Origin of the sequence: Caballeronia sp. ATUFL_F2_KS9A (genome assembly GCF_023630765.1) — a bacterium.
Classification (GTDB): domain Bacteria; phylum Pseudomonadota; class Gammaproteobacteria; order Burkholderiales; family Burkholderiaceae; genus Caballeronia; species Caballeronia zhejiangensis.
In genome coordinates this window covers 438553-464928 of the sequence record NZ_JALQEK010000029.1, presented here as the reverse complement: position 1 = coordinate 464928, position 26376 = coordinate 438553, and the positions used below count along the sequence as shown (strand labels likewise).

The window sequence follows — 26376 nt, the reverse complement described above, 5'->3', positions numbered from 1 at the left end:
TGCTGCTCCTGGTATTGAGTCGCGGTCATGGCAGCCTCACGCGCCGTTCGATATGACGCACGCCCGAAGCGAACGTCACGCTGATGATGAGAAAGAAGATTCCGGTCATCGTGATGGGTTCGAGATAGCGAAAGGTCTCGGAGCCGATGTTCTTCGCCTGCTGCATCAGTTCGACGACGGTGATCGCGGAGAGCACCGGCGTGTCCTTGAACATCGCAACAAGGTAGTTGCCGAGCGCGGGAATCACCGGGCGGATCGCTTGCGGCAGAATCACGCCGGTATAGGTGCGCCACGGCCTGAGCGACAGCGCGCACGATGCTTCCCATTGTCCGCGTGCAACGCCGTTGAGTCCCGCGCGATACACCTCGGACACATAGCATGCGTAATGGACCGCGATGCCGAGCGTGCCCGCCGTCAACGCCGACATCGTGAAGCCGTAAAGCGGCGCGACATAGAAGAGCACGTACACCTGAATCAACAGCGGCGTGCTGCGTATGAACTCGATGAAGAACGCAGTCGTCTTCGCGAGCGGGGCGAAATCGCTGCGCCGCATGATGGCGAGAACGAGGCCGAGCACGAGCGCGATGGCGAACCCGACGAGCGTGATGCCGATCGTATAAGTCGCCGCGCGCGCGAGTTCCGGCAGGATCTGCAGCGCGTATTTCACATCGAAGAGTTGACCCAGCGACGTCATGATGCGGCCCCCGGTAAGGTGCGGCTCGCGCGACGGATCGCGACATGACTGCTCACGCGCCGCTCGAACACCCGCATCACGGCGACGATCACCTGCGCGAGCACGAAGTAGATGAGCAGCGTGAGCCCGAAGATTTCCGCTGTCTTGAAGGTCGCTTCGTCGAGCTGGCGCGCGCGGAACGTGAGATCCGACAGCGTGATCAGCGAGACGAGCGATGTGCCCTTCAACAGTTCGATCATCAGATTCGTCGCGGGCGGCAGCGCGTTGATCATCGCCTGCGGAAGCACGATGCGACGCAGCCGCGCCGTGGCCGGCATGTTCAGCGCGAGCGCCGCTTCGTACTGTCCGCCCGGCACCGAACGCAGCGCGCCGCGCAGAATCTCGGAGCCATACGCGCCGTAGTGCAACCCGAGCCCGACGATGGCGACCGTGAAGGGCGTCAGTTGCACGTTGAACGGCGGCAGCGGCAGCACGAAGAAGAGCCAGAACAACTGCACGAGCAGCGAAGTGCCGCGAAACACTTCGACATACACGTTGCCGATCCATCGCACGACACGGTATGGCGCGGCGCGCAACGCCGTCGCAACGCCCGCCATGACGATCGCAAGCAGGATGCTGATGAAGGCGATCTGGATCGTGACGAGTGTGCCCTTCATCATCAAGGGCAGAAGCTCACGGAGGTCACTCATGACGGTTCCTCGCTAGTAGATGAAGCTGCGCGTCGCGATGCATCGATGCTCAACCGGCGCACAGTTCCGGCGCTTTCTTCGCTGTCACGTTGGACTTGTCGAAGCCGAAGGGCGCGACGGTCTTCAAATGATCGTCGGTGCCGAGCCACTGATGCAGCTCCTTGTTGACGGCGTCGCGCAGATCGGTGTCTTCGGGTCGGAACGCGAGCGCTCCATAGCCTGTGTGCTTCGGATCGTCGTTGAACTGCTTGATCGCCTCGACCGACGAGCCGCCTTTTTCGGCGAGGCCCTTCATCGTCAATGCGGTGCCGACAGCCGCGTCGGCGCGACGCGCGCGCACGGCCTGCAATTGCGCGGTCGTGTCCGGAACCTGAAGAATCTGGTCGTCCTTGATGCCCGCCGCGCGCGCATAACCGAGTTCCGCCGTACCTGCCATCACAGCAAGCTTCGTGTCCGGCTGCTTCGCGACATCGGCATAGCTGTGCAGGTTCTTCGGATTGCCCTTCATCGTCAGCAGCGTGTCGGGAATCTGATATTGCGGATCGGCGAACGCCACTTGCTTGCAACGCTCGGGCGTGATGTACATGCCCGCTGCAATCACGTCGAAGCGGCCGGCTTTGAGGCCCGGAATCAATGCGCCCCATTCGGTCAGCACCGCATCGACCTTCTTCACGCCGAGCTTGGCGAACACCTTCTTCGCGATCTCGGGCGATTCGCCGGTTACGGTGCCATCGGGCGTCGTGTAGGCGAAGGGCGTTTCGTTCGCATAGCCGATACGCACCTCGCCGGTGCGCTGGATGCGCTGCAACGTGGTTTCCGCGTTCGCGCTCGTGGCATAGGCGGCAAGACTCGCTGCCGCGACGCACGCCGCCGCCAGCATTCCAGACAGTCGCTTCGTGTTCATATCGTTCCCGTAGTAATGGTTCTTCAAGCGTGGTCGAGTGGGGCGGCGCTGCATGTGAGAGACCGAGGAAAACCCTTACTCCAAGGGGCTTTGGAGTCACTCGCCGCATAGCCACCGACGCAGAATACAAAGCCATATATTTGTTCCGATTGCTCTAGGACAATTATTTTCGCGCGCGCTTTTGGGCCACTATTGCGCATGGAACCAGGCATGCGAGGAACAGCAAGTGAATGAAAGATGGCGCGACGCCGTGCGTACCGTGCAGGGCGTGCAGTCGAAGTACAAGCGGCTCGTCAAGGCGATGGCCGCCGATATAGAAAGCGGCGCGCTCGCATCGGGCGAACGGTTGCCGCCGCAACGCGAAGTCGCCGCCGATCTCGCGATCAGCGTGCAGACCGTCACCAATGCCTACAAGGAACTCGAACGGCAAGGGCTGATTCGATGCGAGGTCGGACGCGGGAGCTTCGTCAGCGCGCGCGTGACCGAAACGATGTCCAATTACATGCTCGACACCGCCGAGCGCTCGGTCGTCGATTTCTCGATCGCGCGCATCGTGCATACGCCCGAGCATGACGCGATGTGGCGCAAGGTCTGCGCGACGCTTTCGACCATCGACGATCAGCCGTGGATACGCGCGTTCCGGCCGATTGCGGGCTTCGACAGTCATCGACAGGCGGGCGTCGAATGGCTCGCTTCGCTCAACATGCCCGCGAAGGTCGAGACGCTGCTCGTCACCAACGGCGTCGCGCATAGCATCTTCCTTGCGCTGGCGAGCATCGTCGGGCCGGGCGATACGGTGCTGTGCGAAAGCCTCACCGATCACGGCGTAATCGGATCGGCGAACGTGTTGGGGTTTACGCTCAAAGGTCTTGAGATCGACGAGCACGGCATTCGCCCTGAGCACTTCGAGGAAGTCTGCGACAGCGAACGCGTGAGCGCGCTCGTCTGCACGCCGACGCTGAACAATCCCACGGTCGCGATGATGCCCGACTCCCGCCGCCGCGCGATTGCGCGCATCGCGGAACGCTATGGCGTCTATGTGATCGAGGACGATGTCTATGGCGCGTTGCCCGCGAAAACGCAGACGCCTATCGCGAGCCTCATTCCGGAACTCGCTTTCTACTGCACGAGCATGACCAAGTCCGTATTGAGCGGCTTGCGCACGGGCTTCATGACGGTGCCGCGGCGTCTTGCGTTACGTGCGGAAAGCGTGCTGCGCGTCAGTTGCTGGATGGCGACGTCGCCCATCGCGGAAGTCACCGCGCGCTGGATCACGGATGGCACCGCGCAACGTCTCGTGGAGATTCAGCGCGAGCGGCTCGCGGCACGCCAGGGCGTCGTGCGCGAAGTGCTCGGCGAATACGTGCTCGGCAGTCATCCGAACGCGCTTTCGGTATGGCTGCGTGTGCCCGACGAATGGGAAGCGGAGCGCATCACGCGTGAATTGCGCAATCGCAATATCGCCGTGACGTCGCCGGATCCGTTTCTCGTGCGCGGCGCGAACCGGCCCAATGCGGTGCGGCTATGCGTGGGCGCGGAAGTCGGCGAAAGCACGTTTCGCAGCGCGGTCGAAACGATGCGCGAAGTTTTCGGTCAGTACCCGCATGTGCATGACTTCAACTAAATGAACTAGGACAATCGAAAACGATTTTTTAGGACATTAGACTGAGTTGCATGGTTAGCTCAAACGCAATTCAGCCGCACATGTCCGCACTCACGCTCGCCGATGTCTACCGCGCCCGCCAGCGCATCGAAGGCCGCGCGCTCGTCACGCCGCTGGTTCATTCGCTGTCGCTCTCGCGCATCGCGGGCGTGCCCGTTCATCTGAAGCTCGAAACGCTGCAACCTACGGGCAGCTTCAAACTGCGCGGCGCGACCAATGCGCTCGCACAGATCGCGGAGCAAGGCTGCAAGCGTGTCGTCACCGCATCGACGGGCAATCATGGCCGCGCGGTTGCACACGCGGCACGCGCGCTCGGCATCGAAGCTGCAGTGTGCATGTCGTCGCTCGTGCCGAAGAACAAGGTCGATGCGGTGGCCGCGCTCGGCGCGCGTGTCGTCATCGTCGGCAAGAGTCAGGACGATGCACAGGTCGAAGCGCAACGTCTCGTGCGCGAAGAAGGCTATGCATTCGTGCCGCCCTTCGACGATGAACGCGTGATCGCGGGGCAAGCCACCATTGGCGTTGAAATTCTCGAAGCGCTGCCCGATGCGGCGAGCATCGTCGTGCCCTTGTCGGGCGGCGGGCTATTCAGCGGCGTCGCGTTCGCGGCGAAAAGCATTCGTGCCGACGTGAAGATGATCGGCGTGTCGATGGAACGCGGCGCTGCGATGCATGCGAGTCTCGCGGCAGGCAAGCCGGTGTTCGTCGATGAACTCGAAACACTCGCCGATTCGCTCGGCGGCGGCATCGGCCTCGATAACAGACATACGTTCGCGATGACGCGCGATCTCATCGACGATGTCGTGCTGCTCGATGAAGTGTCGATCGCGCGCGGCATCGTGCACGCGTATCGCGAAGAGCGGCTCGTTGTAGAAGGCGCGGCGGCGGTCGGCATCGCGGCTTTGCTCGACGGCGCGATTGGAGCCGCGAACGGACCGATCGTCATCGTCGTGAGCGGCAGCAACATCGATATCGCAACGCATCGTCGACTCATCGGAGCGGCCTGAACCCATGTCCAACATCGATACCTCCACCGTGCTGCTCGGGCAGGCGCAATTGCGCAAGCTCGTGCCGCTTGACCTCGACGCGATCGAGCAAGTCGAAGCCGCGTTCAAGTCGCTCGCGACCGAAGCCGTCGCAATGCCGCCGATCCTGCGTCTCGACATTCCCGAGCACGCCGGCGAAGTCGACGTGAAAACCGCTTATTTGCCGCGCTTTCCGAGCTTCGCGATCAAGGTGAGCCCTGGCTTCTTCAACAATCCGTCGCTCGGACTTCCGAGCCTCAATGGCCTGATGCTCGTGCTGTCCGCGCGCACCGGTCTCACGGAAGCCGTGTTGCTCGACAACGGTTATCTCACCGCCGTGCGTACCGCTGCGGCGGGCGCGGTTGCATCGCGCTGGCTCGCGCGCAAGGATGCGAAGCGCGTCGCGATTATCGGCGCGGGCGAGCAGGCGCGTCTGCAATTGAAGGCGTTGCGGCTCGTGCGCGACATCGGGCATGTGACCGTATGGGCGCGCGATCCGAGGAGCGCGCAGCAGTTCGCGCGTGACTGCGAAGACTTGCCATGCGATGTCGCCGACAGCGTGAACCAGGCGTTGAAGCACGCCGATATCGCCATCACGACGACGCCGAGCCGCGAGCCACTGATACACGCACGCGATCTGCATCCGGGCTTGCATATCACCGCGATGGGATCGGATGCGGAGCACAAGAATGAAATCGCTCCGGACGTGTTCGCCAAAGCGCGCTATGTGTGCGACCGCCTTCAGCAAGTGCGCGTGCTCGGCGAGCTGCATCATGCGATCGAAGCGGGCGTGACGGATGCTGATGCATCTTTTGCCGAGCTTGGCGAAGTCATCGCGCAACAGGCTCAAGGCCGTATGAGCGATGACGAGATCACCGTGTGCGATCTGACCGGCACCGGCGCGCAAGACACCGCGATCGCGACGCTCGCCATTCAGCGAGCGCGCGCGGCACAGGCAGGAACCATTTTCCACAACGATGTGACCGCTTGATAGAGGGGACGATGTCCGAAATCACGCAACAGAAGAAGCTGGATGAACGTGGGGCGCCCGTGGTACGCCTGCCGTTCGAACGCAGCGAGTACGACGCGCGAATCGCGAAGACACGGCGCGCGATGGAGAAAGCGGGCATCGATCTGATGATCGTGACCGACCCGACCAACATGGCGTGGCTCACCGGTTACGACGGCTGGTCGTTCTACGTGCATCAATGCGTGCTGCTCGCGATGCACGGCGATCCGGTCTGGTACGGCCGCGGCCAGGACGCGAACGGCGCGAAGCGCACGGTGTTCATGTCGCACGACGATATCGTCGGCTACCCGGATCACTATGTGCAGTCGCAGGTGCGCCATCCGATGGATTATCTGTCATCCGAAGTAATTGCCGCGCGTGGCTGGGACACGTTGCGCATCGGCGTGGAGATGGACAACTATTACTTCAGCGCGAAGGCGTATGCGTCGCTGACGCAGCATCTGCCGAACGCGAAGTTCGTCGATGCGACCGCGCTCGTCAACTGGCAGCGCGCAGTGAAGTCGAAGCGCGAGATCGAGTACATGCGCGTCGCGGCGCGCATCGTCGAGAAGATGCATGCGCGCATTCTCGACACGGTCGAGCCGGGCATGAAGAAGAGCGATCTCGTCGCGCAGATTTACGAAGCGGGCATCACGGGCGTCGAAGGTTATGGCGGCGACTATCCCGCGATCGTGCCGCTATTGCCGACGGGTTCCGACGCCGCCGCGCCGCATCTCACATGGGACGACTCGACGTTCACGGCGAATGCGGGCACGTTCTTCGAAATCGCCGGATGCTTCAAGCGCTATCACTGCCCGCTCTCGCGCACGGTGTATCTCGGCCGCCCGCCGCAGCATTTCATCGAAGGCGAGAAGGCGGTCGTCGAAGGCATCGAGGCGGGTCTCGCGATGGCGAAGCCGGGCAACAAGACCGAGGACATCGCCAATGCATTCTTCGCGGTGTTGCGCAAGTTCGGCATCGAGAAGGATAGCCGTTGCGGTTATCCGATCGGCGCGAGCTATCCGCCGGACTGGGGCGAGCGCACGATGAGCCTGCGTCCCGGGGACCAGACCGTCCTCGAACCCGGCATGACGTTCCACTTCATGCCGGGGCTGTGGCTCGACGACTGGGGCCTCGAAATCACGGAGAGCATCCTGATTACGGACACCGGCGTCGAGACCTTCTGCAACACGCCTCGCAAATTGTTCGTGAAGGAGTAGCACGATGCGCGCGTCACCGATCAGCCCGACCGTCGACTTCGATGCAGAGGGCGAACAGCACGGCTTTCTGAAGCTGCCGTATTCGCGCAACGATTCCGCGTGGGGCGCCGTGATGATTCCCGTCACCGTAATCAAGCGCGGCGACGGACCGACCGCGCTGCTCACGGGCGGCAATCACGGCGACGAATACGAAGGGCCGATCGCGCTGGCGAAGCTCGCATCGACGTTGAAGGCAAGCGACGTGAACGGCCGTGTGGTCATCGTGCCGTTCATGAACTATCCGGCGTTTCGCGCGGGTTCGCGCACTTCGCCGATCGACGCGGGCAATCTGAATCGCAGCTTTCCGGGCAAGCCCGACGGCACGGTGACGGAAAAGATCGCGGATTACTTTCAGCGTCATCTGTTGCCGCTCGCCGATTACGTGCTCGATATCCACGCGGGCGGCCGCACGCTCGATTTTCTGCCGTTTGCGGCCATTCATGTATTGAACGACGGGACGCAGCAGTCGCGTTGCGAAGCCGCGATGCGCGCATTCGGGGCGCCGTATTCGATGCGGATGCTCGAACTCGACAGCATCGGTCTGTATGACAGCGCGGCCGAGGAAGCGGGCAAGGTGTTCGTCTCGACGGAACTGGGCGGTGGCGGTTCGTCGACGGCGAAGAGCGTCGCGGTGGCGGAGCGCGGCGTGTACGGCTTTCTCGCGTATGCGGGCATCATCGAGAAGGAGGTAGTTCGCGGCGAAGCGCGCACGACGACGTTGCTCGACATGCCGGATGGTTCCTGCTACACGACGAGCGAGCATACGGGCCTGCTCGAAATGTGCCGCGATCTCGGCGACATGGTGAGAGCGGGCGATGTGCTTGCGCGCGTGTATGACGTTACGCGCACGGGCGCGACGCCGGTTGAATATCGCGCGAAGCGTGACGGACTGCTTGCGGCGCGGCATTTTCCGGGCCTCGTGCAGATGGGCGACACCGTGGCCGTGGTCGCGGATATCGTCGAACGCAACATTGCCGTGAGCGTGTAAGTTGATCAAGCTCGACCGCTACGATCTGGCCATTCTGCGCATTCTTGCGCGGGATGGCCGCATAACGAAATCGCGCCTTGCGGAAGAGGTCAATTTGTCGATCTCGCCCGCGTGGGAGCGTGTGAAGAAACTCGAAGACAGCGGGCTTATCAAGGGCTATCGCGCGGATATCGACTGGACGGCTGCTTTCAAGGGCAGCCGTATTGTCGTTGAGGTGACGCTTTCGCGTCATACCGCGCAAGATATGCGGCGCTTCGAGGAGCGCATCGCGGCGGCTTCCGAGATCGTGCAGTGTTATGCCACCGGCGGCGGCGTGGATTACGTGCTGCACGTCGTGTCGCGGGATATCGATCACTATCAGCGGTTCATCGATTCTTTGCTCGTCGAAGAGTTGGGTATCGAGCGGTACTTCACTTATATCGTTACGAAAGTCGTGAAGAATAGTACGGAAGGGCCGCCGGATTGGGTTGACGATGTGGTTTAGTTATTTTTTGGTTGCCGGATCCCGTATTTGTGTCGGCTCGGGGAAGCCCAAAAAAAACGCACAAAGAAGCACAGAAAAAACAGAAAAAACACCAACCGCCCGAGGGCAATAACAAAAAACTCCATCGCGGCAACGCCCTTAAAGTGGACCCATCGAACCATGCAAATCAAGCACGCTTTGAGCAAGGAGACGAACATGCTGCTGGGCCATCCCGTTCTATTCAAATCCCTCTGTTATGTCGACGGCCGCTGGATTCACAGCGACAGCGCCGCATCGATTGCAGTAACCAATCCCGCCGATCAGAACGTCATCGGCCATGTCCCGATGCTCGATCAGGCGCAAATCGTCGCGACGATCGATGCCGCCGATCGCGCATTCCAGTCATGGCGCTGGATGCCGCAGCAAAAGCGCAGTGCGCTGCTCCTGCGCTGGCACGAACTCATCGTGCGTCATCAATCGGACCTTGCCGGCATTTTGTCGCTCGAGCAAGGCAAGCCGCTCGCGGAATCCAAAGGCGAAATCGCCTATGCGGCGAGCTTCGTCGAATGGTTCGCGAACGAAGCGAAACGCCTGGCGGGCCGCACCATTCCGACGCATATCGATGGCGCGCATCTCGGCACCGTGATGGAACCGGTCGGCGTCGCGGCATTGATCACGCCGTGGAATTTCCCCGTCGCGATGATCACGCGCAAGGCCGCCGCCGCGATTGCCGCGGGCTGCACCGTCGTCGTGAAGCCCGCGCACGAAACGCCGTTCTCCGCTATCGCACTCGCACAACTCGCCGAAGAAGCAGGCTTTCCGGCGGGCGTGTTCAACGTCGTCATCGGCGAGCCACAAATGGCGATGGAAACGCTCGTCAGCGATACGCGCGTGCGCGCCGTGAGCTTCACGGGGTCGACGCGCGTCGGCGGTCTCGTTGCGAAGACGGCAGCGCAGGCGGGCATCAAGAAGCTCGCATTGGAACTGGGCGGCAACGCGCCTTTCATCGTGACGGAAGACGCGGACCTGGAACAGGCCGTGCGCGTTGCAGTGGGCGCGAAGTTTCAAACCTCGGGGCAGGATTGCTGCGCTGCGAACCGCATTCTCGTCGCGCGTCCGCTTTATGAACGGTTCGTCGAACGCTACACGGAAGCGGTGAAAGCGCTGAAAGTAGGGACGGCCTTCGAAGCAAATGTCGATGTCGGTCCGCTCATGCATCAGGCCGCATTCGATGCGACCGTCGCTCGTGTCGAGGATGCAAAGGCGCAAGGCGCGCGCATCACCGTCGGCGGCAAAGCTCATGCGCTCGGTGGCTGGTTTTATGAACCGACCGTCGTCGCCGATGCCAGACCGGGCATGCGTATCTACGACGAAGAGAACTTCGCGCCGATCTCCGCGGTCTCGCCGTTCGATACGCTCGACGAAGCCGTGACGCGCGCCAACGACACCGAATACGGCCTCGCCGCCTACGTCTGTGCGACGCGCATCGACACGATCTTCCAGCTCGTGCGCCGACTCGATTTCGCGATGGTGTCGGTCAACGGCGTGAAGTTCACCGGCGCGCCGATTCCGTTCGGCGGCATGAAGGCATCGGGCCTCGGACGCGAAGGCGGCGCGGAAGGCTTCGAGCCCTTCGTCGAAACGAAATACTTTTGCCTCGGCAATCTCGGCCTGCCGCTCACGAGCGCGGCCTGAAGACCTATCCTCAGAGACACGCAGTACCGCATATCAAGGAGAAGCACATGACCCAGCAGAATCAATCGCTCGAGCAACTGTTCGCCGAAGACCGCGCGCACTTCATGCATCCGTCCACGCATGCACACGATCACGCGAGCGGCGCGCTGCCCGGCAAGATCGTCACGGGCGCGAAGGGCATCCGCATTCAGGATCATCAAGGTAAAAGTTATATCGACGCATTCGCGGGCCTCTATTGCGTGAACATCGGCTATGGCCGCACCGAAGTAGCCGACGCAATCTATGAGCAGGCGAAGAAGCTCGCGTATTACCACACGTATGTCGGTCACTCGACCGATACGATCATCGATCTGTCGTCGCGCATCATCGACTGGTCGCCCGAGGGCATGAAGAAGGTGTATTACGGCATGTCGGGATCGGATGCGAACGAAACGCAGATCAAGATCGTCTGGTATTACAACAATGTTCTCGGCCGTCCGAACAAGAAGAAGATCATCTCGCGCGAGCGCGGTTATCACGGTTCGGGCATCGTGACGGGCAGTCTCACGGGCCTGCCGAGCTTTCATCAGAACTTCGATCTGCCGATCGACCGCGTAAAGCACACGGTGTGTCCGCACTGGTATCGCAAGGCGCCCGCCGGCATGAGCGAAGCGCAATTCACCGCGTATTGCGTCGATGAACTCGAAAAGCTGATTGCGAAAGAAGGCGCGGATACGATCGCTGCATTCATCGCCGAACCGGTCATGGGCACGGGCGGTATCATCGCGCCGCCGCAAGGTTATTGGGAAGCTATCCAGGATGTTCTGCGGAAGCACGACATTCTTCTGATCTCCGATGAAGTCGTGTGCGGCTTCGGCCGTCTCGGCTCGAAAATGGGCGCGCAGCACTTCGGCATCAAGCCCGATCTCATCACGGTCGCGAAGGGCCTGACGAGCGCCTATGCGCCGCTGTCGGGCGTGATCGTCGGCGAGAAGGTGTGGGACGTGATCGAGAAGGGCTCGCGGGAGCATGGTCCGATGGGACACGGCTGGACGTATTCGGGGCATCCCATTTGCGCGGCTGCTGCTATCGCGAACCTCGATATTCTCGAGCGCGAAAACCTGACGCAGAATGCCGCCGATGTCGGCGCGTATTTCCAGCAGCAATTGCACACGGCTTTCGATTCGCATCCGCTCGTCGGCGAAGTGCGCGGCGCGGGCATGCTCGCGGCGCTCGAATTCATGGCCGACAAGGACGCGCGCACGCCGTTCGACGCCGCGCTGAAGGTCGGCCCGAAGGTATCGGCGGCAGCACTCGAACGCGGCGTGATCGCGCGCGCCATGCCGCATGGCGATATCCTCGGCTTCGCGCCGCCGCTCGTCACGACGCGTGAAGAAGCGGACGAAATCGTCGGCATCGTGAAGCAGGCCGTGGATGCGGTGGCGAACGAAGTTATCGGCTCGGCACTCGCTATGCAAGCGATCTGATTCTCTTGAGTAGCGGTATGGGTAGTTGTGTTGGCAGAGGCTCGCGAAACATTGCGGGCCCTTTTTGCGAATCTGAAGGAACGTGCGTTGCTGAGTAATTTTCGGTGCCCCATCGAAAGGAGATTCACGATGAGCGAGAGCGAAGAGAAACGCCATCAGCAACCGCATTCCGCGCCTCACCCGAATGCAGCGGAGATCGAACCGGAGAACCGTCGGCTCGATCAGCATCCGCATCAGACGGCGGAAGTGCCTTATGGATCGGGCAATGAGCCGGAAATTGCAGGAAAGGGCGGGCTTGACGCACAGAACGCAGATCTTCCCGATCCCGCGAACGAACAACCCAGGACGCCGGGCAAAGATTGACGCATCGATTCGACGCGCCCATAAAACAAAACGGCCACTCAGGTGGCCGTTTTGTCATTTCCGATTAGCGCGTCGCGATATACATCGTGATTTCAAAGCCGAAGCGCATATCCGTGAAACTCGGGGTTTCCCACTTCATAGAGCCTCCTTGTGCAATGATTGGCCAGACGGATGCCGGGCCATTGCGCGGTTCTTCTGCTGCAGGCGCCGTGCAAAGCCGCGCATCCCAAATCGACGCACTTTAGATGCTAGCGCGAGAACAGGTATGACACGATTGGAAATTGCACCGGCGTTCATTTAAATTTTTTATAGCGGTCTCGGGCGATTGCCCGAATCGTCAGGTGTCGTGCCGATCTTGTCAGGATCATGGAGCGGGTCGGGTTCCATTGCCTCTCCCGGCCGAGGGATGACCCGGTCTGCTTCAGCAGGGTCGATATTGCTCAGATTATTGCCTCCGGGCGCACGCGGCTTGTCGTGCGTATCGGGAGCTGCGGGTTTTTCGGCCATTACATTTTCCTCGTCAAACACGTGCCTTGCGGAAAGATCGAAAGCGTGCGGCGGCAGGATTGAATGCCGCATTGCGGAATAAGCGAAAGTTATGTCGCTGTTACTCGACGCGCGTGGCTTCGCGCAGCACCGCATCTTCGCTGTCGAAATTGCGATCGGTCATTTTGTTGAGCACGGCCAAGACCTCGCCGTCCGCGCCATTGCTTTTCGCGAGCGTCAGAAGTTTTTCCTTGCCCATCGGATAGTCGGCGCCCTTCAGCACGCGCGCGATTTCTTCCGGGCGCGGCTCATCCGGATGCCGGTGATTCTGCGAATGCGCGGGATGCTGTGCCATTTCCGCCTCCTTTTCGATTCAACGATAACCCTGACGATTCAGCAACGCGCGTACCCGTCACCGGGATCGGTTGATGCTCAATTGTCGATACGTTCCAACCGAAATCGAGGCGAGACATAACATGGCTATTGCAGCAGACCGCATCTCCGACACCGAAGTCAAGGTCGGCGAGATCATCTATAGCTTCGACACCAAGGTAACTGCCGATGGCTTTCAGCAATGCCTCGGCAGCGACTCGGTCGAGACCTGCGCGAAGAACCACGCGCCGGTGTCGACACGCGCCGTGGCCGATGAGAGCGGTGCGCCGAAGGGCGAGCCGGGCAGCATCATTTCACCGTCGCTGGGCGGCATGCCTTGATGCACGCGGCTACAGTGCCGCGCTTGCCGTCGTCGCGCGCGGAGCGAGCGCGGTGCGTGTGAGCGCGTCGAGCGGCAGCGGCTTGTCGAAGAAATAGCCCTGCGCCTGCGCCGCGCCCATGTCGCGCAACACGGCGAGCGTCGCCGCATCTTCGACGCCTTCCGCGACGAGCGTCAGATCGAGCGATTCCGCCATGCGCACGATCGCGCGCACGATCGCACGGCTGCGCGGGCTTTCGGTCAGTTCGAGAATGAACGACTTGTCGATCTTGAGGCCGGTGAACTGGTATTGATGCACATAACTGAGCGACGAAAAACCCGCGCCGAAATCGTCGAGCACGACAGACATGCCGTTGTCGGCCAGTCGCTGCATGGTGCGCCGCGCGAGATCGGGCTCGGCTACGAGCGCGCCTTCGGTAAGCTCGAGGCACACGCGCGACGGCGAGACGCGATAGCGACGCAATAGCGCCAGCACGTCATCGGCGAATTCGGGGCGCGTCATGCTATAGCTGGAGCAGTTCACATGCACCGGCGGCCAGTGCGCGAAGCGCGCATTCGAGAGAATCGCGGCAACGCGTTCGAGCATGTATAGATCGAGTCTGCCGATGAGCCTCAAGCCTTCGACCGAAGGAAGAAATTCACCCGGCCCGACGATATGGCCATCGGGTTGATGCCAGCGGATCAACGCTTCGAGCGCGACGATCTCACCGCTCTTTACGTCGACGATAGGCTGGAAATAAGGCAGCAGTTCGTCATCGCGCTTGATCGCATTGCGCAATGCGCCCTCACGTTCCACCTGGTCCGACACCTGACGTCGCAGTTCCTGATTGAACACGACGAAGCTGTCGCGTCCCGCGTTTTTCACGCGATACATCGCGGTATCGGCGTCGCGCAACAGGTCGGCGGGCTCGGTATGGAACTGGCTGTCCGCGCTCACGATGCCAATGCTGCACGACGAAAACACGACATGCTCTTCGATGTGAAAGGGCAGATCGAACGCGGCCAGAATACGCTTGGCGATCGATACCGCATCGCGAACGTGTGCATCCGGGGAGAGCACGGCGAATTCGTCCCCGCCGAGGCGCGCGAGCAGATCCGTCGAACGCAGGCAATCGCGCAAGCGCGCCGCGGCCTGAACCAGCAGCATGTCGCCGAAGTGATGGCCGAGGCTGTCGTTCACGACCTTGAATCGGTCGAGGTCGATGAACATCACCGAGAGTTGGTCGCCGCGCGTCTGATAGTCCTGCCATGCGCAGCGCAGCTTGTGCATCAGATGGCTTCGATTCGGCAAGCCCGTCAATGAATCGTGCGAGTTCTCATAAAGCAGGCGTGCGTTGACATCGTCGAGTTCGCGCGTGCGCGCCTGGACCCGCGCTTCAAGTTCGAGGTTCGCGGCATGCAGCGCTTCGGCATCGCGCCGACGCGAAAGCGCCGTATCGATATGCCGCGACACGAAGGTGAGCAGTTCCTGATCGCGCAGCGAATAGCGCACGAGCGGCGAATAGCTTTGCACGGCGAGCACGCCGCGCACGACATCGCCATCGAAGAGCGGAATGCCGAGCCACGATCGCAGACGCACTTCGCTATGCTCGATCTCGAACGCGCCTTCTTCGATGAGACGCAGCGCCTCCGCATGATCGATCAGCCGCGCGCGCCGCTCGCGGATCACATATTCGGTGAGGCCGCGTTGTCCGCGTCGCGGCGCGGGGCGCTCCTGCACGATTTCATCGACGTAATACGGGAACGACACTTCGTCCGTTTCCGGTTCGATGAGTGCGATATAAAAATTGCGCGCGTAAAGCAATTCGCCGACGATCCCATGCAGGCTGCGCAAGAACTCCATCATGTCGCCGGGACGGCTCGACAATTCTGCGATCTGGTAGAGCGCAGCTTGCAGATGCTCGGATCGTTCGCGCTCGGCGATGCCGTGACGCAGCGCCGCGTTGAGCTTCGACAGTTCGGACGTGCGGTGCGCGACCTGCTCTTCGAGATCGGCGCGATGCAGGATGCGGTCGAGCGCCATCGCCACATGTCGTGCGACGACCAGAAAGAGCGCGCGGTCCTCGACGGTATAAATGCGCGATACGTCATAGACCTGCATCGCGAGCATGCCGAATACCTCGTCGCTCGCATTCTTGAGCGGCGCGCCCATCCAGAACTCGGGGCGGTCGCCGATGCAATAGAAATGGCCCGCGCGCTCCGCCGCGCAAATATCCGCGGCGGTGATGAAAAGTGGCTGCGCGCTCGTGAGCACGCGACCCGTCATCGAAAGACGTTCCGGATTCAGGATGTCGTAGTTTTCGGCCGCGACGACGTCGGTATCGATGACGTCGACATAATACGGATACGTGATCTTGCCCGTCTTGCGATCGTAGAGTGCGAGATAGAAGTTCTCCGCGTCGATGAGCGTGCCGAGCCGTTCATGCACGCCGCGCAGAAAATCGGCGCGCTCGGGCACGGAACTCGCCAGATAGGCGATTTCATAAAGCACGCGCTGCGTGAGTTGCGCGCGTGCGAGGGCATCGGCCTGCACGCGCTCGCCGAGCGTGCGCGCGAGTTCGGCGAGATGCGCGTCGTCGCGATGCGTGACCGGCGCGAGCAGCCAGCCGAGCACGCTCTCGCCGCGTCCGGTCGGCCAGCAGTGCCAGCCGTTATCGATGCACACCTCCGTCAGGCGTTCCTCGGCGATGCCATGCGGCCATTCCTGCGCATCGGGAAGCGCTGCATCGCCGCGCCGCTCGAGATGCAACTGCTCGCCCGCGCGATACCACGCCCATTGCTGCGGGCAGCCCATCGCGGCGGCCTCGCGCAGCAATGCGTCGATCGATGACGCCACGCTCGCGAAAATCTTTTCATCGGTCGCCGCCACGGTTGCAGGCTCGACCGCGGTTGCGCGGGCAACCTGCGCGTCGTACGCGGGAAACACACTCATCGGCGCTCCAGGCCATATTGCCGCCACGTCGGGCGGGTCTCGTTCAGCGACTGCGCTCGCACGCTGCTCCGGGCGCGCGTAACAAGCAAAGGCTCTATATGGGTAACGGCACGGAGCATACAGCCTTGAGCATGCGGTTCAAAAAAAGCCGCTCGTGCCGCAATGCATACGGGCATTCATGCCGGATGCGCGGTTTCGACGCGATCGTGCCCGGTAAATCTCTCGCGATACGCCTGCGGCGACACGCCCAGCGAACGCAGAAAACCGCGCCGCATCGTTTCCTCGGTGCCGAATCCGCAGCGCGCGGCGATGCGCTTTACGGGAAGCGCCGTATCGCCGAGCAGGCGGCGCGCGGCTTCGAGGCGCATGCGTTCGATCGAGCGCGCGGGCGTCATGCCGGTTTGCGCGCGGTAATGGCGCACGAAGCTGCGCTCGCTCATGCCGACACGCGCGGCAAGCACGCCGACCGAAAGATCCGCCGCGAGATTTTCAGCGATCCACGCATGCAGCTCGCCGAAACGTTCGCCCGACTTCTGCAACGACAGCGCCGCGCTGAACTGCGCCTGCCCGCCGGGGCGCTTGAGGAACACGACGAGATGGCGCGCGACGTCGAGCGCGAGCGCGCGGCCGAGATCGTCTTCGACGAGCGCAAGCGACAGGTCGATGCCCGCCGTGACGCCCGCGGATGTCCATACGTCGCCGTCGCGGATGAAGATCGGATCGGGCTCGACGTGGATCGCCGGGAAGCGCGTGGCGAGTTCCCCGCAGCGCGTCCAGTGCGTCACGGCGCGGCGTTCGTCGAGAAGGCCGGCGGCGGCAAGCAGAAACGCGCCCGTGCAAACGGACGCCGTGCGCCGCGCGTGCGCCGAACGCGCGCGCACCCAATCGACCAGTTCGCGGTCGTGCACCGCTTCGTGCACGCCCCAGCCGCCCGCGACGATCAGCGTGTCGCACGCTTCGCTCGCATCGGGCAATGCCTCGCCGACGAGCCCCAGTCCCGCCGACGCGTTCACCGTGCCGCCCCGCGCAACCACGCGCGGCTGATACGGCCGCTGCAAGCCCGCCGCGACCGCGAGGTCATTGGCGGACGCGAACACCTGCAACGGGCCGGCGACGTCGAGCAACTGCACATTGGAGAAGGCGAGCACGTCGATGGTTCGCATGGCGTTTTCCACGAAAGACAAGTTGGCGTAAAACGTGGGTTATGTGTCGAATTCGCCATAGCGTAGCGGCGTAGCATCGGTTCGTCCACACGAAAAACACTCTCGATCAAGGAGAAACGATGACGCTACATATCGGCCTGTTGCTGTTTCCTCGCGTGCAGCAACTCGACATGACCGGCCCCTACGACGTGTTCGCGCACATGGCCGACACGAAGGTGCATCTCGTCTGGAAGACGCGCGAGCCCGTCCGGTCGAGCGCCGGCATGATCCTGACGCCCGACGTGACCTACGCGGATTGCCCCGCGCTCGATGTGCTGTGCGTGCCGGGCGGTTCAGGCGTCGGCGATCTGATGGAAGACGAGGAAACGCTCGCCTTCCTCCGCGAACAGGCGGCGGGCGCGCGCTACGTGACCTCGGTTTGCACCGGCTCGCTCGTGCTCGGCGCGGCGGGGCTTTTGCGCGGCAAGCGCGCGACGACGCACTGGGCGTATCACGATCTGCTCCCGGATTTGGGCGCGATTCCGGTGCACGAGCGCGTGGTGCGCGACGGCAACCTGTTCACGGGCGGCGGCATCACGGCGGGCATCGATTTCGCGCTGACGCTCGCGGCCGAACTCGTCGGCGAGCACGAAGCGCAGGCGATTCAATTGCAGATGGAATACGCGCCGGCGCCGCCGTTCGACTCGGGCGATCCGGCGCGCGCGCCCGCCGCGGTCGTGAACGATGTGCGCGAGCGTTGCGCGCCGTCGCTGGCCGCGCGCAGTGCGATCACGGCGCGTGTCGCGGAACGGCTGAAATCGCATGTTTAATTCAAAATGCGCTTTGGTCTAATGCATCCGAAATGCAAAACGCCAAATGACTAGAAGCGCTTTTGCATGAAGTAGCGCGGCTGACCGGCGTGAAAATCCGCGAGTTCGCCGAAAAGCTCGTAACCACAGCGCGCGTAGAGGGCGCGCGCTGCGGGGTTGACCGTATCGAGCCACGCGGCGCGGCATCCTCGTTTTTTCGCTTCGCTTTCGGCGGCTTCGAGCGCGCGTGCGCCGAGTCCGGCGCCGCGCGCGTCCTCGCGTATCCACAGCCATTTCACGAAGAGCCAGTCCCACGCCGTGTAGCCTGCGAGCCCGCCCAGAAAGTCGTCATCGCGATAGAGCGACACCGCCAGATCGCGTTGATGGCTCGGCCCGAGTTGCGCGCGATTGAACGCGGCAAGCCCGCCCGCGACGTCGCGCTCGAACGTCGCGTCGATCCAGTCGGTGATGGCGAGCGTGACGCCGGCGTTCATCGACGCGTGAGCGATTACGCTGCCGGGGCAACCGATGCCCCCTTGATACCGTGCCGTGCAAGCGCAGCGGCGACGAAGCCCGAGCGCTTCAAATCCTCCACGAAGTCGCGCAGATAAAGCGCGGCTTCGTCGCCGCGGCGCTTCGGCAAGCCCATCGCCTGCTGGATCACCATGAAGCGTCCGTCGAGCAGGCGCAGTCCGGGCGTGCGTGACGCGTCGGCTTCGAGTTGCTGCTTCACGCCCGCGGCGACTTCGAGGCCGTCACGCAGGAAGGCTTCGACGACGGCCTGCGACGACGCCGTGCGTACGATCTGCGCATGCCTGATCTCGCGCGTGAGAAAGAGGTCATACGCGCTGCCCTTGCCGACCATGATGCGATTGCCTTCGCGATCCACATCTTCATTGCGCGTGAGCGGCGATGCCTCGCGCACGAGATAACAGCCTTCGATCAGCACGTACGGCGCGGTGAACGCGATGCCCGCACCGCGCAGCGGATCGATCGCGAAGAAGCCGACGTCCGCGCTTTCGTTCGTGACGGCTTCGACCGATTCGGCGGCCCGGTCGAACGACGTGAAGGCGACAGGCACGCCGAGCCGCGACGCCAGCTCGCGCGCGATGTCCACCGATACGCCGCCCGGCTCGCCGCTGTCGGTGCGATGCGCGAGGATCGGATTGCCGAGATTGATCGACGCGCGCAGCGTGCCGGTCGGCGCGAAAGCGTTGAGCAAGGAAGAAGAAAGAGTCATGGTGTTGGTCGATGAGTTGAAGAGCATGGCGATACGAGCAATCCGATGCAGAATACGCGAACCGCAACCGCTCTGCCAAAGGAACGACATGCAACGCGAACGCATCGACAGCAGCGAAATCATTCGGCGTCTGAAGCTCGAGCCGCATCCCGAAGGCGGCTTCTTTCGCGAGACGTATCGCGCGAGCGGCAACGTCGTGCGCGAGGACGAACGCGAAACGCGTTCGGCGTCCACCGCGATCTACTTTTTGCTTTGCGATGGCGCGCATTCGGCATGGCATCGCATTCGCTCCGATGAAGTCTGGCACTTCTACGCAGGCGATCCGATCGACGTGCATGTGCTCAAAGCGAACGGAACGCTAGTCACGCATCGGCTCGGCAATGCGCTCGATCGTGCCGATGCCGTGTTTCAGACCGTCGTCGAAGCGGGCGACTGGTTCGCGGCGGAATGTCACGATAGAGAAGGCGTATCGCTCGTCGGCTGCACGGTGGCGCCGGGTTTCGAGTTCAGCGAGTTCGAACTGGCCGTGCCGGGCACGCTGGAGGCGCGCTATCCGCAACATCGCGAATTGATACAGCGCCTGAACCCCGAAGTATGACGGTACGCACGCGAGTGCGGTTATCATCGCGCGCATCGTGGACAACAACACAAGGTCAGGCATGAGCGCAGTGCGCCGCGGGATTCAATCGATCGAAGTAGGCGGAGCGCTTTTGCGCGCGCTCGTGGACCACGGCGGCCCGATGCTGCTCGGCGATCTCGCGAAGAAAGCCGGCATGCCGTCGGCGAAGGCGCATCCTTATCTCGTGTCTTACGGCAATCTCGGCCTGATTCAGCAGGATCCCGCGACGGGCCGCTATGAACTCGGGCCGTTCGCGCTGCAAATGGGTCTGATCAGTCTGCAGCGCGTCGATCCGGTGCGCCTCGCGATTGCGGAAGTAGCGAACGTGACGCCCCGCATCGAGCATACCGTCGCGCTCGCGACTGCGGGCAGCTATGGACCGACCATCGTTCACATCCAGCAGGCGAGCGTGCCCATCCACGTCACGATGCGTACGGGCACGGTGATGTCGTTGCTGCAGACGGCGACGGGCCGCGCATTCGCGGCTTATCTGCCGCCGATGACCGTCGAAGCGCTCGTCGCCATCGAGCGTGCGGGCGCGTTGCAGGTCGGCGCGCAACGGCGCGACTACACGCGTGCGCAAACCGACGCGATGCTCGCCGAAGTGCGCGAGCACGGCATCGCGCGGGCGATCGACGAGCCCGTCGCGGGCATCAGCGCGATGAGCGCGCCGGTCTTCGATCACACGCGCAATATCGTGCTCGCGATCACGGCGATCGGCCCGAGCGGATCGTTCGACGGCGCGTGGAACGGCGACATCGCGACGGCGCTGCACGCGTGCGCGCAACGCGTATCGAAGATGCTCGGCTTCGTCGCGGTCTGATCGAAGTCGCGCGATCAAACGGGGCGCCAGTGCCCCGGCATCCACTTTTCATCCTCTGAAGTCCATATGGGCTTTGCTGCGTTTGCACGCCGCATTCCCGTGAACGGGCGTACCTTGAAGAAACCGTAAGCGGATGCAAGCGCTCGTCCGTGGCATTCGGGTAAACCTAAATTCAACACTGTAAAACGGCTTGTACAATGATGAACAACTAACCGAAAGCGAAGCGATTCGCGCCCGAGCCGACCGAGTCCTGTCAGACGAAAGCGACTCGACGATGGAGACGACCGAATGTCCGTGAACTACGCCTCTCTGCGCTTCGAATATGAACGCGCGCCCGATCACGATGCGCCCGCGTCGTCGCCTTATCCCGTTGCGATAGTCGGCGCAGGTCCGGTCGGACTGGCCACGGCCATCGATCTCGCGCAGCAGGGCGTGCGTACCGTGCTGCTCGATAACGACGACACCGTGTCGAGCGGCTCGCGCGCGATCTGCTTCGCCAAGCGCACGCTGGAAATCTTCGATCGTCTGGGCTGCGGCGACAGGATGATCGAGAAGGGCGTGAGCTGGAATGTCGGCAAGGTTTTTCTGCAGGACGAGCTTGTCTACACGTTCAATCTTCTGCCGGAAACCGGCCATTCGCGACCCGCGTTCATCAACCTGCAGCAGTACTACGTCGAAGGCTTTCTCGCCGAACGCGCGATGCAACTGGAGCCATTGCAACTGCGCTGGAAGAGCAACGTGACCGGCGTGACGCAGCACGAGGATCACGTCGAGCTGCAAGTCGAAACGCCGGATGGCGCGTATCCGCTCAAGGCGCGCTACGTGGTGGCCGCCGATGGTTCTCGCAGCGCGATGCGCAAGCTTCTCGGTCTGGACAGCCACGGCCGCACGTTCAAGGACCGCTTCCTGATCGCCGACGTGAAGATGAAGGCGCCGTTCCCGACCGAACGCTGGTTCTGGTTCGATCCGCCGTTCCATCGCAATCAGTCGGTGCTGCTGCATCGTCAGCCGGACAATGTATGGCGCATCGATTTTCAGCTCGGCTGGGACGCGGACCCGGTCGCGGAAAAAGAGCCCGAGCGTGTGATTCCGCGCGTGAAGGCGTTGCTTGGCGAAGACGCCGAATTCGAACTCGAATGGGTGAGCGTCTACACGTTCTCCTGTTTGCGTATGGACGACTTCAGGCACGGACGCATCATCTTCGCGGGCGATTCCGCGCATGGCGTGTCGCCGTTCGGTGCGCGCGGCGCCAACAGCGGCGTGCAGGATGCGGACAATCTCGCTTGGAAACTGAAGCTGGTCGTGAACGGCGATGCGCCGCATACGCTGCTCGACACCTACGCATCCGAGCGCGAATACGCCGCCGACGAAAACATCCTCAACTCGACGCGCGCCACCGACTTCATCACGCCGAAGAGCGCGGTTTCGAGGCTCTTTCGCGATGCGACGCTCAATCTCGCGAGGGACTGCGCGTTCGCAAGACGCATGGCGAACAGTGGACGGCTCTCGGTGCCCGCGGTGCTGCGCGACTCGACACTCAATACGCCCGACAAGGAAGGCGACGCCTTCAATTGCGCGATGATTCCCGGCGCCCCGTGCGTCGATGCGCCCGTGCGCGTCGATGACCGCGACGCATGGCTGTTGCCGCAGACGCACGGCAGCGCATTCACGGGCATCTATTTCTGCGGGCTCGGACACGGCCCGGAAGTCTGCGCGCAAAGCCTGGCTGCTTTGTCGAACGGGCGGCTTCCGGTTCATGCGCTCGTCGTCGTGCCGCGAGGCATGATGTGTACCGTGCCCGGCGTGACGGTCGTGGAAGATGTGGAAGGCATGGTCGCGCATCGCTTCGACGCGCGTCCCGGCACGTTCTATCTGCTGCGTCCCGATCAGCACGTATGCGCGCGCTGGCGTGCCTTCGATGCCGCATCGGTGACGGCTGCGGTCAAGCGTGCAACCTGCAACGGATGATGAATCGTATGAAGCTCAATCTCGAACTGAATATCGCCGATCACGATGCGTTCTACGAGCGCCTCATCGACACGCACAACGGCCTCTCCGACGAAGCCAGCCACATGCTCAACGCGAAGCTCGTGTTGCTGCTCGCGAATCACATCGGCGATAACGAAGTGTTGAAAGAAGCGCTCGCCGTGGCGCGTCAGGGCCTCGCCGCGAACTAGTCGTTCAGCGCGATGCCCATGCGCTCGCAAATGAACGCGCCGATGCTCGCGATGTCGTTCAGATCGAGCTTCGGCAAGTTTGAATCGAGGGCGGCGGCATCATCGGTTGCGATTGCAACTATCTTCACATCGCTCTTGTAAAGCGGATCGCGGCCCGCCGAGGGCCGCACGACTTCGAGGCGCGGCATTGTTTCGCGCGCGAATCCTTCGACGATCACGAGGTCCGCGTCACTGAGTCGCGCGGCCAGTTCGCTCAGCGGCGGCTCTGCGTCGCCATTCAACTCGCGCACGATCGCATAGCGGTACGGCGATGCGATCAACACTTCTCCCGCGCCCGCGCGACGAAAGCGCGCGCTGTCCTTGCCGGGCGGTTCGAGCTCGATCGAATGATGACTGTGCTTGATGACGTTGACGGTGACGCCGCGTGCGCGCAGCCACGGCAGAAGCGCTTCGATCAACGTGGTCTTGCCTTGGCCCGAGCGGCCCGAGATGCCGAAGAGCGGCGGATGACGCGAGTTCATGCGAATGGTCGGCTGATTGTTCTGGTTTCGATCAAGCGAGTTTAACGGCTCGATGGCGAGCGGGGAGAAATCGCGCTATCGTCGGGCATTGCCTTTGCGGCGGAACGCGTCGGCGCATAGCGGGTTTCCGACCCCGACGCCTGCCGCCTCAGTGATTCAAGGAACCGACATGGCCGAAGACAATCCCAGCACCGCTATCGCACCGCAGCAGTTTTCCATCGACGTGATGCTCGAAAAATACGCCAAGGGCGACGAGACTCGCGTCGACGATATTTATCGCCGCGTGGCGCGCGGTGTCGCGCGGGCCGAGCCTGAAGAAACGCGCGCGAAGATCGAAGCGGAGTTCGTCGATAACTTCAAGCGCGGCGCGCTAGGCGCGGGGCGCATCATGAGCGCGGCGGGCGCGGGCATCGATGCGACCCTCATCAACTGTTTCGTGCAGCCGGTCGGCGATGCGATACAGGGCGTCGATAGCAACGGCTTGCCGGGCATCTACGTCGCGCTGTTGCAAGCGGCCGAGACGATGCGTCGCGGCGGCGGCGTCGGCTATAACTTTTCCGCCATACGTCCGCGAGGCGCGCGTGTGCATTCAACCGGATCGGCGGCGTCAGGCCCATGCAGCTACATGGATGTATTCGATGCATCGTGCCGCACGGTCGAAAGCGCCGGCGCGCGGCGCGGTGCGCAAATGGGCATTCTCGACTGCACGCATCCCGATCTGCTCGAATTCATCGCGGCGAAGCACACGAAAGGGCGCTGGAACAATTTCAACGTATCGATCGCGGTGACGGACGAGTTCATGCAGGCCGTCGCCGACGACGCGTCGTGGCAGCTCGTGCACAAGGCCGAGCCATCGCCCGCGCAACGCGCAGCCGCGGACATGCATCAGCGCGATGATGGCTTGTGGGTCTATCGCGAAGTGCAGGCGCGCGAAGTGTGGAACACGATCATGCGCTCGACCTACGATGTCGCGGAGCCGGGCGTCGTGTTCATGTCGCGCATGAACGATGACAACAACCTGCGCGCGATCGAGTCGATCCGCGCGACCAATCCATGCGGCGAGCAGCCGCTGCCCGCATACGGTTGCTGCAATCTCGGCCCGCTCAATCTCACGCGCTTCGTGCACGATCCGTTTGCGCAGATCCGTGGCGGCGCGCCGTCGTTCGACTGGGACGGCCTCGCGCGCACGACGCGCACCCAAGTGCGTTTTCTCGACGACGTGCTCGACGTCACGCTCTGGCCGCTCGAAGAACAGGCGCGCGAAGCGGCGGCGAAGCGGCGCATCGGCGTGGGCTTTACGGGCCTCGGCGATACGCTCGTGATGCTCGGTTTGCGCTATGACGCGCAGGAAGGCCGCGATTTCGCTACGCGCGTCGCACGCACGATGCGCGACGAAGCATATCGCGCATCCGTCGAGCTCGCGAAGGAGCGCGGCAAGTTTCCGCTTTTCGATGCGAAGCATTATCTGCAAGAGGGCACGTTCGCCTCGCGCTTGCCGGACGACATCAAGCGTGCGATTCGCGAGCACGGCATTCGCAACAGCCATCTGCTTTCGATCGCGCCGACAGGCACCGTGAGCCTCGCGTTCGCGGACAACGCATCGAATGGCATCGAGCCCGCGTTCTCGTGGACGTATCAGCGCACGAAGCGCATGGCCGACGGTTCGCGTCAGACCTTCGCTGTCGAAGATCACGCATACCGGCTGTATCGCGAGATGGGCGGCGATGTGAATGCGTTGCCCGACTACTTCGTGAGCGCGCTGGACATGTCCGCGCACGATCACATGGAAATGATGGCGGCGGTGCAGCCTTTCGTCGATACGTCGATCTCGAAGACCGTCAATGTGCCCGCCGATTATCCGTTCGACAAGTTTCAGGATCTCTATTTCGAAGCGTGGCGGCGCGGCTTGAAAGGGCTTGCAACGTATCGGCCCAACGAGACGCTGGGCGCGGTGCTGTCCGTCGCGCCTGCGGAAACGCCGAGCGATTCGCCGGACCCCGAGCTCGATCTCGATCCGTTGCGCATCGCGATCGATCATCGGCCCAAAGGAGAGCTGCCTGCGATCATCGAGAAGGTCGAGTATCTGACGCAGGCGGGCAAGAAGTCGCTCTATCTGGCGGTGTCGTTCATCGAAGTGACGGGGCGCATCGGCGGCGAGGACGTGACGATCGAACGGCCCATCGAGTTCTTCATTCCCACCGGGCAGCGCGACGAATCACAGCAATGGATCACGGCGACGATGCGTTCGATCTCGCTGGCCGCGCGCGGCGGCTTCGCGGCGCGCACGCTTCAGGACATGCGTAAAGTGTCGTGGGATCGCGGACAAGTGCGTCTCGGCGATGTCGAAAGGCTCGACGGACATCGCAGTCCGCGCTGGCACGATTCGGAAGTGGCCGCGCTAGCGTATGCGATCCAGCAGATTCTTCATCGACGCGGTTTTCTCGATGCAGAAGGCAACCAGGTACCGTCGCGCGTGCTTGCGCGCAAGGGCGCCGATCGCGCGCCGCATCCGGTAGCTGTAGCCGATGAACGCGATGACATATCCGAAGGTGCCGCGCAAGGCGAAATCGATCCACATAGCCTGCCCCTGATGCACGGCCGTAAATGTGCGACATGCGGCGCCAATGCAGTGATCCGCAAGGACGGCTGCGACTTCTGCACGGCATGCGGCGAAATCGGCGCGTGCGGTTGAGTTGA

At 62.5% G+C, this 26376-nt stretch carries 26 protein-coding genes; 16 read left to right on the top strand and 10 right to left on the bottom strand.

Features of this window, described 5'->3' with window-relative positions; genetic code table 11:
• Positions 1-25: 25 nt before the first annotated feature.
• The 3 genes from ehuD to ehuB are packed head-to-tail and all read right to left on the bottom strand — an operon-like array spanning position 26 to position 2287.
• Positions 26-685, bottom strand: a complete 660-nt coding sequence (gene ehuD / locus NCS67_RS17940) for an ectoine/hydroxyectoine ABC transporter permease subunit EhuD (RefSeq protein WP_200889187.1) — start codon at positions 683-685, stop codon at positions 26-28.
• A gap of 5 nt (positions 686-690) precedes the next feature.
• The gene (gene ehuC / locus NCS67_RS17935; protein ID WP_008353030.1) at positions 691-1383 is read right to left on the bottom strand and encodes an ectoine/hydroxyectoine ABC transporter permease subunit EhuC; all 693 of its coding nucleotides are present in this window, start codon (positions 1381-1383) and stop codon (positions 691-693) included.
• Between the two features lie 49 nt (positions 1384-1432).
• On the bottom strand, positions 1433-2287 hold the full coding sequence (gene ehuB / locus NCS67_RS17930) for an ectoine/hydroxyectoine ABC transporter substrate-binding protein EhuB (RefSeq protein WP_175979466.1): 855 nt from the start codon (positions 2285-2287) through the stop codon (positions 1433-1435).
• A 226-nt stretch (positions 2288-2513) separates the two neighbouring features.
• On the opposite strand from ehuB, the gene ehuR reads away from it, so the two are divergent.
• The 9 genes from ehuR to NCS67_RS17885 all read left to right on the top strand — a co-directional run bounded on the left by ehuR (position 2514) and on the right by NCS67_RS17885 (position 12218).
• Positions 2514-3911, top strand: coding sequence for a MocR-like ectoine utilization transcription factor EhuR (gene ehuR / locus NCS67_RS17925; protein WP_250435955.1), 1398 nt, complete (start codon positions 2514-2516; stop codon positions 3909-3911).
• 80 nt (positions 3912-3991) lie between these two features.
• On the top strand, positions 3992-4957 hold the full coding sequence (gene eutB / locus NCS67_RS17920; RefSeq protein ID WP_250435954.1) for a hydroxyectoine utilization dehydratase EutB: 966 nt from the start codon (positions 3992-3994) through the stop codon (positions 4955-4957).
• Between the two features lie 4 nt (positions 4958-4961).
• Entirely contained in the window at positions 4962-5966 is a 1005-nt protein-coding gene (locus NCS67_RS17915; protein WP_250435953.1) for a cyclodeaminase, read from the top strand.
• 11 nt (positions 5967-5977) lie between these two features.
• Complete coding sequence (gene doeA, locus NCS67_RS17910; protein WP_250435952.1) at positions 5978-7204, top strand: ectoine hydrolase DoeA; 1227 nt, start codon at positions 5978-5980, stop codon at positions 7202-7204.
• A 4-nt stretch (positions 7205-7208) separates the two neighbouring features.
• Positions 7209-8231 (top strand): N(2)-acetyl-L-2,4-diaminobutanoate deacetylase DoeB, encoded by a 1023-nt coding sequence (gene doeB / locus NCS67_RS17905; protein ID WP_250435951.1) that lies wholly within the window; start codon positions 7209-7211, stop codon positions 8229-8231.
• Between the two features lie 4 nt (positions 8232-8235).
• Positions 8236-8715 (top strand): Lrp/AsnC family transcriptional regulator, encoded by a 480-nt coding sequence (locus NCS67_RS17900; RefSeq protein ID WP_175979575.1) that lies wholly within the window; start codon positions 8236-8238, stop codon positions 8713-8715.
• 195 nt (positions 8716-8910) lie between these two features.
• A complete protein-coding gene (locus tag NCS67_RS17895; RefSeq protein ID WP_250435950.1) occupies positions 8911-10389 on the top strand; it encodes an NAD-dependent succinate-semialdehyde dehydrogenase in 1479 nt (492 codons plus the stop codon).
• Between the two features lie 47 nt (positions 10390-10436).
• The gene (locus NCS67_RS17890) at positions 10437-11855 is read left to right on the top strand and encodes an aspartate aminotransferase family protein (RefSeq protein ID WP_250435949.1); all 1419 of its coding nucleotides are present in this window, start codon (positions 10437-10439) and stop codon (positions 11853-11855) included.
• Between the two features lie 129 nt (positions 11856-11984).
• Positions 11985-12218 carry a hypothetical protein gene (locus NCS67_RS17885; RefSeq protein ID WP_250435948.1) on the top strand — a complete coding sequence of 78 codons (234 nt, stop codon included), beginning with the start codon at positions 11985-11987 and terminating at the stop codon, positions 12216-12218.
• A gap of 64 nt (positions 12219-12282) precedes the next feature.
• Here the strand turns inward: NCS67_RS17885 and pqqA are convergent, their stop codons facing one another.
• Together pqqA and NCS67_RS17875 are read right to left on the bottom strand one after the other, a co-directional pair.
• The gene (gene pqqA / locus NCS67_RS17880) at positions 12283-12357 is read right to left on the bottom strand and encodes a pyrroloquinoline quinone precursor peptide PqqA (RefSeq protein WP_008353049.1); all 75 of its coding nucleotides are present in this window, start codon (positions 12355-12357) and stop codon (positions 12283-12285) included.
• Positions 12358-12825: 468 nt separating this feature from the next.
• Positions 12826-13059: a DUF2795 domain-containing protein gene (locus NCS67_RS17875; protein WP_008353051.1), complete on the bottom strand. Its 234-nt coding sequence runs from the start codon at positions 13057-13059 to the stop codon at positions 12826-12828.
• Positions 13060-13180: 121 nt separating this feature from the next.
• Between NCS67_RS17875 and NCS67_RS17870 the strand changes: the two genes are divergently transcribed.
• On the top strand, positions 13181-13417 hold the full coding sequence (locus NCS67_RS17870) for a hypothetical protein (RefSeq protein ID WP_250435947.1): 237 nt from the start codon (positions 13181-13183) through the stop codon (positions 13415-13417).
• Between the two features lie 9 nt (positions 13418-13426).
• Here NCS67_RS17870 and NCS67_RS17865 read toward each other — a convergent pair whose 3' ends face one another.
• Both NCS67_RS17865 and NCS67_RS17860 read right to left on the bottom strand, forming a co-directional pair.
• Positions 13427-16348 (bottom strand): bifunctional diguanylate cyclase/phosphodiesterase, encoded by a 2922-nt coding sequence (locus tag NCS67_RS17865; protein WP_175979458.1) that lies wholly within the window; start codon positions 16346-16348, stop codon positions 13427-13429.
• 176 nt (positions 16349-16524) lie between these two features.
• Complete coding sequence (locus NCS67_RS17860) at positions 16525-17511, bottom strand: GlxA family transcriptional regulator (protein ID WP_250435946.1); 987 nt, start codon at positions 17509-17511, stop codon at positions 16525-16527.
• A 119-nt stretch (positions 17512-17630) separates the two neighbouring features.
• On the opposite strand from NCS67_RS17860, the gene NCS67_RS17855 reads away from it, so the two are divergent.
• Positions 17631-18320 carry a DJ-1/PfpI family protein gene (locus NCS67_RS17855; RefSeq protein ID WP_250435945.1) on the top strand — a complete coding sequence of 230 codons (690 nt, stop codon included), beginning with the start codon at positions 17631-17633 and terminating at the stop codon, positions 18318-18320.
• 50 nt (positions 18321-18370) lie between these two features.
• On the opposite strand, the gene NCS67_RS17850 is transcribed toward NCS67_RS17855, so the two are convergent.
• Complete coding sequence (locus NCS67_RS17850; RefSeq protein WP_008353060.1) at positions 18371-18793, bottom strand: GNAT family N-acetyltransferase; 423 nt, start codon at positions 18791-18793, stop codon at positions 18371-18373.
• 14 nt (positions 18794-18807) lie between these two features.
• The gene (locus NCS67_RS17845; RefSeq protein ID WP_175979455.1) at positions 18808-19539 is read right to left on the bottom strand and encodes an ABC transporter substrate-binding protein; all 732 of its coding nucleotides are present in this window, start codon (positions 19537-19539) and stop codon (positions 18808-18810) included.
• 88 nt (positions 19540-19627) lie between these two features.
• Between NCS67_RS17845 and NCS67_RS17840 the strand changes: the two genes are divergently transcribed.
• The 4 genes from NCS67_RS17840 to NCS67_RS17825 all read left to right on the top strand — a co-directional run bounded on the left by NCS67_RS17840 (position 19628) and on the right by NCS67_RS17825 (position 23158).
• Positions 19628-20137, top strand: coding sequence for a cupin domain-containing protein (locus NCS67_RS17840; protein ID WP_008353063.1), 510 nt, complete (start codon positions 19628-19630; stop codon positions 20135-20137).
• A 61-nt stretch (positions 20138-20198) separates the two neighbouring features.
• Positions 20199-20981 (top strand): IclR family transcriptional regulator, encoded by a 783-nt coding sequence (locus NCS67_RS17835; RefSeq protein WP_250435944.1) that lies wholly within the window; start codon positions 20199-20201, stop codon positions 20979-20981.
• Positions 20982-21269: 288 nt separating this feature from the next.
• Positions 21270-22949, top strand: a complete 1680-nt coding sequence (locus NCS67_RS17830) for an FAD-dependent oxidoreductase (protein WP_175979453.1) — start codon at positions 21270-21272, stop codon at positions 22947-22949.
• Between the two features lie 8 nt (positions 22950-22957).
• On the top strand, positions 22958-23158 hold the full coding sequence (locus NCS67_RS17825; protein WP_175979452.1) for a DUF2783 domain-containing protein: 201 nt from the start codon (positions 22958-22960) through the stop codon (positions 23156-23158).
• On the opposite strand, the gene mobB is transcribed toward NCS67_RS17825, so the two are convergent.
• Positions 23155-23679: a molybdopterin-guanine dinucleotide biosynthesis protein B gene (mobB, locus tag NCS67_RS17820; protein ID WP_175979574.1), complete on the bottom strand. Its 525-nt coding sequence runs from the start codon at positions 23677-23679 to the stop codon at positions 23155-23157. The two genes, NCS67_RS17825 and mobB, sit on opposite strands and share 4 nt — an antisense overlap.
• A gap of 169 nt (positions 23680-23848) precedes the next feature.
• Between mobB and NCS67_RS17815 the strand changes: the two genes are divergently transcribed.
• A complete protein-coding gene (locus NCS67_RS17815) occupies positions 23849-26371 on the top strand; it encodes an adenosylcobalamin-dependent ribonucleoside-diphosphate reductase (protein ID WP_250435943.1) in 2523 nt (840 codons plus the stop codon).
• The last annotated feature ends 5 nt before the right edge of the window (positions 26372-26376 follow it).

Excerpts from the sequence above, each read along its gene's own strand:
- ehuC (WP_008353030.1), bottom strand. The coding sequence starts at position 1,383 with ATGAGTGACCTCCGTGAGCTTCTGCCCTTGATGATGAAGGGCACACTC.
- ehuB (WP_175979466.1), bottom strand. The coding sequence starts at position 2,287 with ATGAACACGAAGCGACTGTCTGGAATGCTGGCGGCGGCGTGCGTCGCG.
- eutB (WP_250435954.1), top strand. The coding sequence starts at position 3,992 with ATGTCCGCACTCACGCTCGCCGATGTCTACCGCGCCCGCCAGCGCATC.
- NCS67_RS17915 (WP_250435953.1), top strand. The coding sequence starts at position 4,962 with ATGTCCAACATCGATACCTCCACCGTGCTGCTCGGGCAGGCGCAATTG.
- doeA (WP_250435952.1), top strand. The coding sequence starts at position 5,978 with ATGTCCGAAATCACGCAACAGAAGAAGCTGGATGAACGTGGGGCGCCC.
- doeB (WP_250435951.1), top strand. The coding sequence starts at position 7,209 with ATGCGCGCGTCACCGATCAGCCCGACCGTCGACTTCGATGCAGAGGGC.
- NCS67_RS17895 (WP_250435950.1), top strand. The coding sequence starts at position 8,911 with ATGCTGCTGGGCCATCCCGTTCTATTCAAATCCCTCTGTTATGTCGAC.
- NCS67_RS17890 (WP_250435949.1), top strand. The coding sequence starts at position 10,437 with ATGACCCAGCAGAATCAATCGCTCGAGCAACTGTTCGCCGAAGACCGC.
- NCS67_RS17885 (WP_250435948.1), top strand. The coding sequence starts at position 11,985 with ATGAGCGAGAGCGAAGAGAAACGCCATCAGCAACCGCATTCCGCGCCT.
- NCS67_RS17875 (WP_008353051.1), bottom strand. The coding sequence starts at position 13,059 with ATGGCACAGCATCCCGCGCATTCGCAGAATCACCGGCATCCGGATGAG.
- NCS67_RS17870 (WP_250435947.1), top strand. The coding sequence starts at position 13,181 with ATGGCTATTGCAGCAGACCGCATCTCCGACACCGAAGTCAAGGTCGGC.
- NCS67_RS17865 (WP_175979458.1), bottom strand. The coding sequence starts at position 16,348 with ATGAGTGTGTTTCCCGCGTACGACGCGCAGGTTGCCCGCGCAACCGCG.
- NCS67_RS17860 (WP_250435946.1), bottom strand. The coding sequence starts at position 17,511 with ATGCGAACCATCGACGTGCTCGCCTTCTCCAATGTGCAGTTGCTCGAC.
- NCS67_RS17855 (WP_250435945.1), top strand. The coding sequence starts at position 17,631 with ATGACGCTACATATCGGCCTGTTGCTGTTTCCTCGCGTGCAGCAACTC.
- NCS67_RS17850 (WP_008353060.1), bottom strand. The coding sequence starts at position 18,793 with ATGAACGCCGGCGTCACGCTCGCCATCACCGACTGGATCGACGCGACG.
- NCS67_RS17845 (WP_175979455.1), bottom strand. The coding sequence starts at position 19,539 with ATGACTCTTTCTTCTTCCTTGCTCAACGCTTTCGCGCCGACCGGCACG.
- NCS67_RS17840 (WP_008353063.1), top strand. The coding sequence starts at position 19,628 with ATGCAACGCGAACGCATCGACAGCAGCGAAATCATTCGGCGTCTGAAG.
- NCS67_RS17835 (WP_250435944.1), top strand. The coding sequence starts at position 20,199 with ATGAGCGCAGTGCGCCGCGGGATTCAATCGATCGAAGTAGGCGGAGCG.
- NCS67_RS17830 (WP_175979453.1), top strand. The coding sequence starts at position 21,270 with ATGTCCGTGAACTACGCCTCTCTGCGCTTCGAATATGAACGCGCGCCC.
- NCS67_RS17825 (WP_175979452.1), top strand. The coding sequence starts at position 22,958 with ATGAAGCTCAATCTCGAACTGAATATCGCCGATCACGATGCGTTCTAC.
- mobB (WP_175979574.1), bottom strand. The coding sequence starts at position 23,679 with ATGAACTCGCGTCATCCGCCGCTCTTCGGCATCTCGGGCCGCTCGGGC.
- NCS67_RS17815 (WP_250435943.1), top strand. The coding sequence starts at position 23,849 with ATGGCCGAAGACAATCCCAGCACCGCTATCGCACCGCAGCAGTTTTCC.